The organism is Serratia sp. JSRIV006 (assembly GCF_019968685.1).
GTDB classification, from domain to species: domain Bacteria; phylum Pseudomonadota; class Gammaproteobacteria; order Enterobacterales; family Enterobacteriaceae; genus Chania; species Chania fonticola_B.
The window spans coordinates 933065-945211 of sequence record NZ_CP074137.1; the positions used below are offsets into that span (position 1 = coordinate 933065).

General features: G+C 54.6%; 14 protein-coding genes. 9 read left to right on the plus strand and 5 right to left on the minus strand.

The features are described from left to right. Positions 1-5 precede the first annotated feature (5 nt). The 5 genes from KGP16_RS04265 (at position 6) to KGP16_RS04285 (ending at position 3896) form a co-directional block, all read left to right on the plus strand. Positions 6-1037, plus strand: coding sequence for a fimbrial protein (locus tag KGP16_RS04265; protein ID WP_209523348.1), 1032 nt, complete (start codon positions 6-8; stop codon positions 1035-1037). Between the two features lie 72 nt (positions 1038-1109). Then, complete coding sequence (locus KGP16_RS04270; protein WP_223500855.1) at positions 1110-1637, plus strand: fimbrial protein; 528 nt, start codon at positions 1110-1112, stop codon at positions 1635-1637. A gap of 175 nt (positions 1638-1812) precedes the next feature. After that, positions 1813-2505, plus strand: a complete 693-nt coding sequence (locus tag KGP16_RS04275) for a response regulator transcription factor (protein ID WP_080661042.1) — start codon at positions 1813-1815, stop codon at positions 2503-2505. A 9-nt stretch (positions 2506-2514) separates the two neighbouring features. Next, positions 2515-3216 (plus strand): response regulator transcription factor, encoded by a 702-nt coding sequence (locus KGP16_RS04280; RefSeq protein ID WP_059199762.1) that lies wholly within the window; start codon positions 2515-2517, stop codon positions 3214-3216. 20 nt (positions 3217-3236) lie between these two features. Beyond that, positions 3237-3896, plus strand: coding sequence for a helix-turn-helix transcriptional regulator (locus tag KGP16_RS04285; RefSeq protein WP_166734100.1), 660 nt, complete (start codon positions 3237-3239; stop codon positions 3894-3896). Between the two features lie 109 nt (positions 3897-4005). Here the strand turns inward: KGP16_RS04285 and nadC are convergent, their stop codons facing one another. Beyond that, positions 4006-4896, minus strand: a complete 891-nt coding sequence (gene nadC, locus KGP16_RS04290; RefSeq protein ID WP_115159084.1) for a carboxylating nicotinate-nucleotide diphosphorylase — start codon at positions 4894-4896, stop codon at positions 4006-4008. 381 nt (positions 4897-5277) lie between these two features. Here nadC and KGP16_RS04295 point away from each other — a divergent pair, with 381 nt between their 5' ends. Together KGP16_RS04295 and ampE are read left to right on the plus strand one after the other, a co-directional pair. Beyond that, complete coding sequence (locus KGP16_RS04295; protein WP_223500857.1) at positions 5278-5640, plus strand: hypothetical protein; 363 nt, start codon at positions 5278-5280, stop codon at positions 5638-5640. Positions 5641-5993: 353 nt separating this feature from the next. Then, positions 5994-6848 (plus strand): beta-lactamase regulator AmpE, encoded by an 855-nt coding sequence (gene ampE / locus KGP16_RS04300; RefSeq protein WP_223500858.1) that lies wholly within the window; start codon positions 5994-5996, stop codon positions 6846-6848. A gap of 37 nt (positions 6849-6885) precedes the next feature. On the opposite strand, the gene hemL is transcribed toward ampE, so the two are convergent. Next, positions 6886-8175 (minus strand): glutamate-1-semialdehyde 2,1-aminomutase, encoded by a 1290-nt coding sequence (gene hemL / locus KGP16_RS04305; RefSeq protein WP_071682213.1) that lies wholly within the window; start codon positions 8173-8175, stop codon positions 6886-6888. A 177-nt stretch (positions 8176-8352) separates the two neighbouring features. Here hemL and clcA point away from each other — a divergent pair, with 177 nt between their 5' ends. Next, positions 8353-9780, plus strand: coding sequence for a H(+)/Cl(-) exchange transporter ClcA (gene clcA, locus KGP16_RS04310; protein WP_115159087.1), 1428 nt, complete (start codon positions 8353-8355; stop codon positions 9778-9780). 89 nt (positions 9781-9869) lie between these two features. Beyond that, positions 9870-10214: an iron-sulfur cluster insertion protein ErpA gene (gene erpA / locus KGP16_RS04315; protein WP_021179368.1), complete on the plus strand. Its 345-nt coding sequence runs from the start codon at positions 9870-9872 to the stop codon at positions 10212-10214. A 54-nt stretch (positions 10215-10268) separates the two neighbouring features. Here the strand turns inward: erpA and KGP16_RS04320 are convergent, their stop codons facing one another. From KGP16_RS04320 to btuF, 3 genes are all read right to left on the minus strand, one after another. Then, positions 10269-10505 (minus strand): hypothetical protein, encoded by a 237-nt coding sequence (locus KGP16_RS04320; protein WP_059199768.1) that lies wholly within the window; start codon positions 10503-10505, stop codon positions 10269-10271. Between the two features lie 224 nt (positions 10506-10729). Continuing rightward, positions 10730-11344, minus strand: coding sequence for a TRIC cation channel family protein (locus KGP16_RS04325; protein ID WP_059199769.1), 615 nt, complete (start codon positions 11342-11344; stop codon positions 10730-10732). After that, entirely contained in the window at positions 11341-12147 is an 807-nt protein-coding gene (gene btuF / locus KGP16_RS04330; RefSeq protein ID WP_021179371.1) for a vitamin B12 ABC transporter substrate-binding protein BtuF, read from the minus strand. Before btuF ends, KGP16_RS04325 begins: the two co-directional genes overlap by 4 nt.

Genomic DNA, 12147 nt, shown 5'->3' on the forward strand with positions numbered 1-12147 from the left:
GAACGATGATGAAGTTAATCAGGTTAGTTAAATTAACATTGGGCGGCCTGCTGTGCCTGTCTTCCGTATCAAGCTTTGCTGCAACCGGGTGGTGTACCACGGTTGCCGGCACGAAGATATATAACTTCCCCTTTGTCAAACAGTACGACAATCCAGCGGACAACAAGGCTGGCATGTATTTTAATCGAACCTACGAGTGGAGTTTAGCGGCGAATTACGCTGCCAACTGTGATTGTACCACTCCGGCCATAACCTACTATAGGACAGTGGTACCTGGCAATCTGACAGCTACACGGGACTTTGATGGATTACATTTTTATTCATTAAATAAATATCTGGAAGTGGCTACTGAATTATGGGTTGGAGGGAATAGGAAAGAAAACATAGCCACCCCATTTCAGGATGAGCCCAATAATTTTGTCAGCGCCTGTTCGGGTGTAACGAACTGGATATCCGGTGCTAATGGCTTTGTGTCTTTATACTTTACCCGGCCATTTGTGGGGCAGGTCGTCATCCCAAGCACTAAGATCCTGGACCTTTATGGTTCAAAAGTCAGTGGATCCTATGGCGGGATGCCGATGTCGTCTGTCTATATGAGCGGATCGGTAACGGTACCACAATCTTGTGAAGTTAATGCCGGGCAGGTCATTAATGTCAATTTCGATAATATCATGTCAAATGACATCAAAACCAAGGGTGACATTGCCAATGGGTTTACCCCCAAAGTCGTTAATATGACGCTGGCCTGTAACAATATTTCTAACGGTGTTGTCGTCAGCTTATCCTTTAGCGGAGAGCCCGCGAGTGGAGATCCAACCGCATTGAAGTCCTACGATAATACTGATATCGGGGTTCGGATACGTGACGCGAACGGTAATATCGTGTCGCCGGTCAATGGAAATCTGCCCGTCACCTTCGACTATTCATCACAAACTGGTACCAGTTCTATGACGCTGGCACCAATGAACGTGACGGGTAATACCCCGGCGCTGGGACGGTTTAATGCCGTGGCCACCATTAATGCCGAAATTAACTAGGTTTTTTTAACTCAAGGAAATCAGGCAGGAATTCCCTGCCTGAAATATAGACGGGAACAGTAAGGAAACATCATGAAAAAACAAACTCAACGTACGCTGCTGGCCTTATTGGTTTTGGGGGGCGGTGTTAATCAGGTAGTGGCAGCTCCAACTCAAGTTAATATTACCGGCGTTGTGGTCGCTTCGCCCTGCACGGTAGATACCACCAACTCAGATTTGAACGTCAATCTGGGGACCAGTATTCAGGCGAAGGACCTGGCGACGGCAGGAAACACCTCCACGGCGGTGCCATTCAAGCTGATAGTGAAGGACTGTCCAACTGCAACCACCAAGGTTACCGCCTCGTTTAGCGGTACGGCGGATACCGAGGCTGGCGGGCGTTACGCGACGACTAGCGGTACGGGGATGGCAGATAACGTGGCAGTAGAAGTGGCGCAAGATGTGTCCCCGTATACCTTGCAAAACCCGGGGTCTACCATGGAAACGACAGTGGTAGGAAACACGGCAACATTCGCATTGAGAGCCAGTGCTTATGCCAAAGGGGTGGTTACGCCGGGTAATATTGCTTCGGTAATGTCAGTCGACTTTTCCTATAACTGATAAGCCAAGTCAGTTATCGCGGCGGGTAAAACACGGTCAAGTTTAGACGGCCGGCGTTGGTTTCCCTGGCCGCTGTGTGTATTGGCGTAGCAAGCTTTAACATCGGCACCCAAGTCTATTTTGGGTGCCAGCACCTATCAGGACAAGCTGAGTCATTAATAACGGAACTATTATCATGATGACATCAACCGTATGGAACAACACACCCCTACCGAAAATGCAGACGGCATGCCGCATCGACCGGGTATTGCTCATGGATGCTTGCCCGATAACGCGTGCCGGGATCTGCTCTGCATTCCAGCCACCACAGTTTCAGATCATGGATTGTGTGCACGTAGAAAAGGTGTGCGACCTGCCAGTGGCGATGCAGCAAGGCAAGGTGGATGTGGTGATCACCGAACTCTGTGGCGAAGGTGAGTCGGTATTGGAGGGGCTGCGAATGATTAGCCATTTACGCCAGTACTGGGCACGGGTGCCGCTTATCGTCGCCACCTCTTTGCAGGAACCGCACCTGCTTGCACAGTTGAGAACGTTGAGGGTCAGCGGTATCTACCTTAAACAGGATCCCCTGTCATCACTGACACAAGGCGTTCTCTGCGCGATGGCGGGGTTGTCCAGTCTTAGCCCGTCAGCGGTGAACCTGATTGGCAATGGCGCGCCGTCATTATCGCTCACCGGACGTGAGATGGACGTACTGGAGTGCCTGTTTGCTGGCAGAACCGTGACCGACACGGCGCGGGTGCTAGCTCGGGATGTACGCACCATCAGCACCCATAAACGCCGTGCCATGATTAAGCTCGGCTTCCATAGTGATAGCGATCTCTATACCCGTGGAGATTATCTGGCGCGTAATGGATTACTGATCTAGGAGTCGCTCATGAATACGCCTTTATCGGTTGTCAAATTAGCCGTTGTTGCCCCTATCCCCTTGCTTCAGGCAGGGATGGCACATTTTATTCAGAACCTTGATCCCCCTATGCATCTGGTGGTGATGGTCTCTTCGCTGGAGCAATTGCTGGCGCAATGGGCGCCGCCACAGATTGACCTGTTGGCGGTGGTGCTCAGTGGCTCACCGCAGGAGATTGCCCGCGACACGCAACAGTTGCTGATGCTCTCTGAACGTGCGCCCGCGCTGCGTATTGTGGTGTGCACCTATTGCCGGGACATTGCGTTGTTGACGCGATTGAATCTCCGGCCGCACATCAGCCTGCTTGCCCGCCAGGAGTCGCAGGAGCAGACTCGCCGTGATATGGCACAGGCGCTGACCGGTGCCAAGGTTTGTAGCCCCAGTATGGCCATGTACCTGCTGCACAGTGCCACTCCTGCGCAAGTGCAGGACAGCTTGGTGGTGTTGACGCAGGCGGAACATAAGGTACTGGAGTACTTGCAGCAAGGAATGAGCGTTTCTGACGTGGCTGATTTACTGCATCGCAGTGTCAAAACCATCAGCGCACATAAGTGCAATAGCATGCGCAAGTTGGGGGTTCGCAATGATGCGGAACTGTTCCAGCATTTACGCAGTCAGGTCACCGATGCGCCCTACAACACGCCGAATTCCCCCTGGTATGTCGCGACATGATTAGCCAGAAGCGGTACCGGGTGGCAGTCGTTTCACCGTGCCGTTTCTTTCAGGCTGGGATCTGGCCGTTGCTCAATACCCACTCGCTATCGCGGGTCTGGCACTGCCAGAAAGCCGCTGAAGCGCAATGGTATCTGGATGAACAGCCGGTGGATGTGCTGGTTATGTCATTGCACGTTGGGCAACAGGCAGACTTATTGTCAGCCTTGCGCTTTATTCAGCAGGTGCGGATCTCTTTTCCCGGCGTTGCGCTGATGGCTATTCTGGATGACCCCATTCCTTATCTGGTGACTCGGTTGCGCCGTCTGGGGGTGAGACATATCGTGGATCTGGGACAACCGCTAGTCTTGTGGCATACGCATTTACGTCAGATTCTGTTGGGTGAGGATAGCCGGGCTGGCTGCACTTTACCGGGGTGTGATGAGGAAACGTTGTCTATGGGAGAGCGGCAGGTGGTCGAGTACCTGATACAGGGCATGACTCCCGCTGAAATTGCCGCGCTGACGAGGCGCAGTATCAAAACCATCTCCACACAGAAGGGCATAGCCATGCACAAGCTGGGGATCCGCCACTATGCCCAGCTTATCGCGATACAACGCGTCTTTACCGACAGTTGGCTGCCCCATGACGGAGTCCAGATGGTCGGGGAACTGACCCCAAGCCTTTGGTACTATTGCTGAGCTTATCAACGTGTTCGCTTGAATCCGCATTGGTAGCTAGGGAGATGCAGTGTGAGTGGCTCTCACATAAGGTACAACGCCCCAGGAAGAGGCGTTGCCAATAACAGGCTCAGTTAAAACGCATTGACAGATCGAGCGCGGTAACGTGTTTGGTCAGCGCCCCGACAGAGATATAATCCACCCCGGTTTCGGCAAACTCGCGCAGGGTTTGATCGGTGACGTTGCCGGAAACTTCCAACTGCGTGCGTCCCTGGGCCAGGGCAACGGCATCACGCATCATCTCGACGCTGAAATTATCCAGCATCACAATATCGGCACCGGCATCCAGCGCCTGTTGCAGCTCATCCAACGATTCGACCTCCACTTCTACCGGCACGTCGGCATGCAGCCAGAAGGCTTTCTCTACCGCGTTTTTGATCGAGCCAGAAGCAATGATGTGGTTTTCCTTGATCAGGAAAGCATCCGAGAGGCCGAGACGGTGATTGCTGCCACCGCCGCACAGCACGGCGTATTTCAGCGCGGTGCGTAGGCCAGGCAGTGTCTTGCGGGTGTCCAGCAGCCGGGTTTGTGTGCCTTGCAGCAACGCTACATAGCGGCTTACCGCCGTGGCTACGCCGGACAGCGTTTGAACAAAGTTCAGCGCGGTACGTTCGCCCGTCAGCAGTATACGCGCTGGGCCGCTCAGGCGGCATAGCGGCTGGTTGGGTGCCAGTTTATCGCCATCTTCCACCAACCACTCGATCTTCACCTGTCCACCCAGTTGGATAAACACCTCTTCCAACCAGCGGCGGCCACAGAAAACGCCGGGTTCACGGGTGATCACCGTGGCATTGGCCTGCTTATCTGCGGGTAGCAGTTGTGCGGTGATATCGCGCTCGGCATCCACGGTGCCCCCCAGATCTTCGCTCAGCGCCTGGGCGACGGTGGCAGGGACATCATTGGCAATACGTTCGAGAAGCGCGGTACGGCGGCTGTCGGCACTGTAGCGACGGGTCGGCATGGCAAACTCCGGAAATGGGCTATAAGCGGTGAGTGCACATGCTACTCTGTTTTACAGCCCCGTGCCAGTCGCGAGTTCTACGTAATATCAATAGGTTAGTGATGTTGTAATCCCCCTCACCCTAACCCTCTCCCACAGGGAGAGGGGACTGAATGTGCCACAATTTTACGTCCACATCTGACCTTAACACATGCCGCGCCCCTACGGCGTGCCACCTTAGCCATGCTGCAAGTTGTGCTACCGCCAACACAACTGCATTGAATATCTCAACCTTTCATTATTTGGCATACTGTTTATCCAGACAGTATTCTGCTGGGTTAATAAAATCATCAATAGAATTTTTTAATAACTTACACTGCAGGTGTATTACGAGGATTTACTATGAAAAAGCTACCGCTAAATGTTCTCTATCGTCTGTATAAAGCAGAGGCTGGCGATACCATTGATAACACTTATGTTCGTCTAACTGGCAGTTGGACGACCAACGATGACCGTAATGTCGGTGAGAATGGGTTACTCAGTATAAATCCTTTCTACCAGTTCGTATTTAAGGATTTATCCGATGGGCAATACTATCAGGCAGGTAATAGCGGCAAGGTGGCTTCCGACCCCAAATACCCTGGCAGTGTTTTCTATACAGAGCCATTCACTGATACCAGGGAAATCACCCGGGACGCGCATACTTGCAAATATTCAACAATTGCAGTGAACGTGGTTGAGGTTACGGAAGTGTTGCAGCCTTAATATTATTGAAGGCCAATGGTGATGAACGTGTTTTAACCTATAACGTTTTAATCATGAGGCAATCAGGCCTATATTCAGTATTAATAAGATACTGGGTATAGGCCATTCACCGCGTTATTTTAGGACTACGTTTGGGCAACTGAAAATAGTGTCCGTCAAGATGATTTTTTGTACTGACTGACATCAACAGGCCGCGAGTGCCGGGGACAGTGCTTGATGTGGCAGCGCAGGAAACTAATCCATTTATTATCAACGCATTAAATTCACTTCGCGGAAACATGCTACTCTGCTGCTGGCACTCGTCCCATCGCAAGCACTATGCTGGGGAACAGACAGAAGGAGAGGATTAGCTAATGACGCTGTTTACGCTGTTACTGGTTTTGGCGTGGGAACGCCTGTTTAAACTGGGTGAGCATTGGCAGTTGGACCATCGTTTAGAAGTGGTGTTTCAGCGGCTGCATCGGTTTTCTTTGGCACAAACGTTGGCAATGACCCTGGTCTGGATGTTTATCGTCTGGGGCATTCTGTGGTTGGCCCAGGGCCTGTTCTTCGGCGTTGTGGCGCTACTGCTGTGGATTGTGATTGGTCTGCTGTGCGTTGGGGCCGGGATCACACGCAAACATTATCGGGCCTATTTGCAGGCCGCGCGGCAGGGCGATACCCACGCCAGCGATCAGATGGCGGAAGAGCTGGCGCTGATCCACGGTTTACCGGTGCAGTGCAGCGAGGCAGAGCGCCTGCGTGAACTGCAAAATGCCCTGTTGTGGATTAACTATCGCTACTATTTGGCACCGCTGTTCTGGTTTGCGGTGTGCGGGCCATACGGGCCGCTCGCTCTGGCGGGCTATGCTTTTCTGCGGGCCTACCAAACCTGGCTGGCACGGCATCATACACCGCTGCAACGCTCGCAAACGGGGATCGACTTCCTGCTGCATGTGTTGGACTGGATCCCGGTTCGTCTGGCAGGGGTAGCGTATGCGCTGATTGGGCATGGTGAAAGGGCACTGCCCGCGTGGTTTGCTTCGCTGGGGGATCGTCATACTCCGCAGTACCAGGTGTTGACGCGTTTGGCGCAGTTCTCTCTGGCCCGTGAACCGCATATGGACCCGGTTCAGACGCCGCGCGCCGCGGTAACGTTAGCGCGTAAAGTGACCCTGATTGTGGTGGTGGTGGTGGCGATATTGACGATTTACGGTACCTTGCTCTGAAGGTAACGGCGGGCGCAGAGTAGCGCCCGCCAGCAGATTACAGCTTGGCGAAGCAGCGGCGTGCGGCATCGACGGTACGCTGAATATCTTCCTCGCTGTGTGCGACAGACATAAAGCCAGCCTCGAACGCCGACGGGGCCAGATAAACCCCCTCATCCAACATCAGATGGAAGAAGCGCTTGAAGCGCTCGACATCGCAACCCATCACGTCCTGATAGCAGGTGACCGTTGGCGCATCGGTAAAGAACAGCCCGAACATGCCGCCTACATGGTTGACCACGAACGGAATATTCTCTGCCTTGGCCGCTGCCAGCAGGCCTTCTGCCAGCTTGTTGGTCAGTTCGGTCAAGGTCTGGTGAATGCCAACCTGGGAAACCTCGGTCAGGCAGGCGAAACCGGCGGCCATGGCAATCGGGTTGCCGGACAGCGTACCAGCCTGATACACCGGCCCGGTAGGTGCCAGAGCGGCCATCACTTCACGGCGGCCACCGAAGGCCCCCACTGGCATGCCACCACCGATAATTTTGCCCAGGCAGGTCAGATCTGGCACCACATCGTAATAAGACTGAGCACCGGCCAGCGCGACGCGGAAACCGGTCATCACTTCGTCGATGATCAACAGCGCACCATACTTGTCGCACAGGGCGCGCAGGCCCGGAAGGAAGTCTGGCAGCGGTGGAATGCAGTTCATGTTGCCCGCCACTGGCTCAACGATGATGCAGGCGATCTCTGAAGGGTACTGCTCGAATGCGGTACGCACGGAGTCGAGATCGTTATAGGTACAGGTCAGCGTGTGCTTGGCGAAGTCTGCCGGCACGCCCGGTGAGTTCGGCTGCCCCAGCGTCAGTGCGCCGGAACCGGCTTTCACCAACAGACAGTCGGCGTGGCCGTGGTAGCAGCCTTCAAACTTGATGATCTTGTCGCGGTTGGTGTAACCCCGAGCCAGACGAATGGCGCTCATGGTGGCTTCGGTACCGGAGTTCACCATACGTACCATATCCATGGTTGGCACCAGATTGGTCACCAACTCGGCCATTTTCACTTCCATCTCGGTAGGTGCACCGAAGCTCAGGCCGCGCTGTGCCGCCTCGATCACCGCATTGCGGATCGCCGGATGGTTATGGCCCAGCACCATCGGGCCCCAGGAACCGACATAATCGATATAGGCTTTACCATCGGCATCAAACAGATAGGCACCGTCGGCACGTTCGATAAACAGCGGGGTACCGCCTACACCGGTGAATGCACGCACTGGGGAGTTGACTCCGCCTGGGATCAGCTGTTGCGCCTGGGCGTACAGACTTTCGGACTTACTGTGTAAGCTCATAAACCGGCTCCTGGGTTTGCTGTTGAATGATTTGACCGCGCTATTCTAGAGGAGTGTACGCAGTTATGAAACGATCATGGACCGATACCGATTTTGTGGGGGCGGTAGGACAACGACTGAGCTAGAATAGCTTACATCGCTATTAGTCTGATTTTTCAATTCAATAATGAACCCACTATGACTGAATTACAGCAACAGCCTCCTGCGGCTTCAGGCGCGCGCCTGACTCGCAACTATAGGGTCCGTCAGTTTATTCGCCAGGATAAAACGCCGGTTGTCATCCTGATCATGGCGGCGGTGGTAGGGACGTTGGCGGGATTGTTGGGCGTCGCTTTTGATAAAGCGGTGGAATGGGTACAGCAGCAGCGGCTGTCGGGCCTGGCCTCTGTTGCCAACTCCTGGTTCCTGGTGTGGCCGCTGGCGTTTATATTGTCAGCCATGCTGGCCGCTTTTGGCTTTTATCTGGTCAAACGTTTTGCGCCAGAGGCGGGGGGGTCAGGGATACCAGAGATCGAAGGGGCGCTGGAAGAGTTACGCCCGGTGCGCTGGTGGCGGGTCATCCCGGTGAAATTTATCGGTGGTATGGGGACGCTCGGTGCAGGCATGGTACTAGGGCGTGAAGGGCCGACGGTACAGATGGGGGCCAATGCCGGGCGAATGGTGTTGGATATTTTCCGTATGCGCAGTGCGGAAGCGCGCCACTCCATGCTGGCCACCGGTGCTGCAGCGGGTCTCTCCGCCGCGTTCAACGCGCCTCTGGCGGGGATCTTGTTCGTGATCGAAGAGATGCGGCCGCAGTTTCGTTATAACCTGATCTCCATCAAGGCGGTGTTTATCGGCGTGATTATGTCGAGCATTGTCTTTCGCATTTTTAATGGTGAAAGTCCGCTGATCGAGGTGGGTAAACTCGCTTCGGCACCGCTCAATACGCTGTGGTTGTACCTGGTGCTGGGGACGGTGTTTGGCGCGGTGGGGGTGATGTTTAACGCACTGGTGTTTCGTACCCAGGATATGTTTGCCCGTTTTCATGGTGGCAAGATGAGCAAGTTCCTGCTGATTGGTGCTCTGCTAGGGGGCGCTTGTGGCGTGCTTGGGCTGATCGAGCCAGCAGCCGCGGGTGGCGGTTCGGCCTTGATCCCGATCGCGGCGGCGGGTAATTACAGCGTCGGCATGCTGCTGTTTATCTTTATCGCACGGGTGATCACCACGGTGCTCTGCTTCGGTTCAGGCGCACCGGGCGGTATTTTTGCACCGATGCTCGCCCTGGGAACGCTGCTAGGCACCGCTTTTGGTCTTTTTGGCGCTCATCTGTTCCCAGAGTATGGGCTTGAGGCTGGCACCTTTGCTATTGCGGGCATGGGGGCGCTGTTTGCCGCTACCGTGCGTGCCCCGTTAACCGGTATTGTGCTGGTATTGGAAATGACCGATAACTATCAGCTGATTTTGCCGATGATTATTACCTGCCTCGGCGCGACCCTGGTGGCGCAGTTCCTGGGCGGTAAGCCATTGTATTCCGCCATTTTAGCCCGCACCTTACAAAGGCAGCAGCAGGCATTGGCCGAGAAAACAGGTAAAGAAAATACAACAAATGCGGTGAATACTTGAACGCAACACTCAGGTATTAGATAATCAGCACCATTAATCAGGTTACCGTCGTCGTCGCCTGATGTGAAACACTGTTGGGAGTAACGAGTATGAGTGATGAAACAGCACTGCCCCTGCAATTTACCGAGGCAGCAGCAAGCAAGGTGAAATTCCTGATTGCTGACGAAGAGAATCCAAACCTGAAGTTGCGGGTTTACATTACCGGTGGTGGCTGCAGTGGATTCCAGTACGGCTTCACGTTTGATGACAAGATCAACGACGGCGATATGACCATCGAGAAACAGGGCGTTGCGCTGGTGGTTGATCCGATGAGCCTGCAATATCTGGTTGGCGGCGCGGTGGATTACACCGAAGGGTTGGAAGGTTCACGCTTTATCGTGACTAACCCGAATGCCAAAACCACCTGCGGCTGCGGTTCTTCATTCAGTATCTGATCTGCCGCCGTTAAAAAACCCGCCTGCCTGTACGGTGCGCGGGTTTTTTTGTGCCTACCATTCCACGGTGATCAGTTCGCTTTCCCGATCGTCTACTATCCGTTTGCTATGGCTCATCTTCGGCTGTAAGACTGTGCCATTGCCGCATTCTACCTGTGGCGTGTTGCCGGTCGTGGTTACGCTGCAGGTGGGCACAATCGTCAGACTGATACCCATCTTGCCGCTGGTGTTTTCGGCCAGCACGCTGCTGCTCAACAACAGTGTGCTGGCGATCAAAAGATTTTTCTTCATGCTTAAATTCAAAACAATACCTATCCGCAGGCCACAGCAATAGGACCTATCGGCAAAAGTGAACGGAACTTAATGGCGCGGGATAATTTTTAACGAAGAGTTAACTGGATGATTACATTATTCAAGCGCATTTTAATAGCGCAAAATAATAGCACATTGCTTATATAATAGTCGAATATACTAATTAACAGCAAAGCCTCCGCCGAAGCTGGCGGAGGCAAGAATTACTGTTCGAGGATAAAGGCCGGTAGTTTCAGATGCCAACGAATGGCGGCCAGGCGGATGCCCAGCGTGATGATCATCCCCAACATCATGGCATGCTGTAACGGCATACCAAAGCTGTAGAACGCCGTGACGTGCACCGCTCCGCCCACGATGCAGGCGGTGGCGTAGACCTCGGTTCGCAGGATCATCGGGATCTCACGGGCCAGCACGTCACGGATAATCCCGCCGCCGACGCCGGTGATCACTCCCATGCAGACCGCCACCAGCGGTCCACTGCCTGCGGCGAACGCCTTATTGACGCCGATCCCGACGAACACCGCCAGCCCGATGGCATCCAGCACCGGCAGGATCCATTTCGGCAACCGACGCGGCTGGCGTACCAGCAGCAGCGTCAGCACACAGGTGATCATCGCCACCACCAGATCGGTGGGATCCTTTACCCAGAATACCGGGCCGTTGGCGAGCGCCATATCACGGATCGTCCCGCCGCCGACCGCGGTCACTACCCCCAGTACCAATACGCCAAAGGGATCCATCCGTAATTTGCCCGCCAGCAACACGCCGGAAATGGCAAACACCGCCGTACCAAGAATATCCAGCCAAAATACCATCAATGGATCTCCGCCAATTGACCGCATAGTGATTGTGCCGCCAGCATGATGCGTGGCCCAGCACGGTTAAACCAATCTTCCTCAAGGGCAATCACCGGCACGTCTAGCTGTGGGCCCCAGAAGGCTTTCACATTGGCGATCTGCTGGGCATTCCCGCTGATCACGATGGCCTGTGGTTTACGCACCAGCACCTGCTCACGGCTTACCTGCGGCCAAGGCACGGGGCTATCGGCAAAGATATTCTCTGCGCCGCACAAGGACAGCACCTGGCTTTGTAACGTGGCCGCCGAACTGGTGAACAGCGGTTGGGTGCCAAACTGCAGCAGCACTGGCCTTGGTGAATTGCTGGCATAGCGCGTTTTCAGCTCCTCTACCTGTTGGCGGAGGCTGGCAGCGGCCTGATGTGCCTGTTCCGGATGAGGGCTGTACTGCGCCAACGCATCCAGCGACTGGGCGATCTCGTCAATATTTTTGGCATCTGCATAAAAAATCGGGATGCCGAAGGAGGCGAGCTGATCCAATACCCGCTGGGGATTACCGCCACGCCAGGCGAGAACCAGATCGGGTTTCAACGCCAGGATCCGTTCCAGGTTGATCCCTTGCCAGGAGGCGACCTGTTCCAACTGTTTGGCGGCAGGGGGATAATCGGAGTAAGCGCTGACGGCCAGCAGGGTATCCCCCATACCGGCCGCGTAGGCAAGCTCCGTGGTGCTCGGTGCCAGGCTGATCACCCGTTGGGCGGCGCTGGCAGGCAGCAGCATCCCCAGGATCAGCCAGCTCAGCAGGGCGCACAGACGCAGCTTCAC

Bases quoted from the DNA above. Each gene is read 5' to 3' on its own strand.
- KGP16_RS04265 (WP_209523348.1), top strand. From the start codon at position 6: ATGATGAAGTTAATCAGGTTAGTTAAATTAACATTGGGCGGCCTGCTG.
- KGP16_RS04270 (WP_223500855.1), top strand. From the start codon at position 1,110: ATGAAAAAACAAACTCAACGTACGCTGCTGGCCTTATTGGTTTTGGGG.
- KGP16_RS04275 (WP_080661042.1), top strand. From the start codon at position 1,813: ATGATGACATCAACCGTATGGAACAACACACCCCTACCGAAAATGCAG.
- KGP16_RS04280 (WP_059199762.1), top strand. From the start codon at position 2,515: ATGAATACGCCTTTATCGGTTGTCAAATTAGCCGTTGTTGCCCCTATC.
- nadC (WP_115159084.1), bottom strand. From the start codon at position 4,896: ATGCCGACCCGTCGCTACAGTGCCGACAGCCGCCGTACCGCGCTTCTC.
- KGP16_RS04295 (WP_223500857.1), top strand. From the start codon at position 5,278: ATGAAAAAGCTACCGCTAAATGTTCTCTATCGTCTGTATAAAGCAGAG.
- ampE (WP_223500858.1), top strand. From the start codon at position 5,994: ATGACGCTGTTTACGCTGTTACTGGTTTTGGCGTGGGAACGCCTGTTT.
- hemL (WP_071682213.1), bottom strand. From the start codon at position 8,175: ATGAGCTTACACAGTAAGTCCGAAAGTCTGTACGCCCAGGCGCAACAG.
- clcA (WP_115159087.1), top strand. From the start codon at position 8,353: ATGACTGAATTACAGCAACAGCCTCCTGCGGCTTCAGGCGCGCGCCTG.
- erpA (WP_021179368.1), top strand. From the start codon at position 9,870: ATGAGTGATGAAACAGCACTGCCCCTGCAATTTACCGAGGCAGCAGCA.
- KGP16_RS04320 (WP_059199768.1), bottom strand. From the start codon at position 10,505: ATGAAGAAAAATCTTTTGATCGCCAGCACACTGTTGTTGAGCAGCAGC.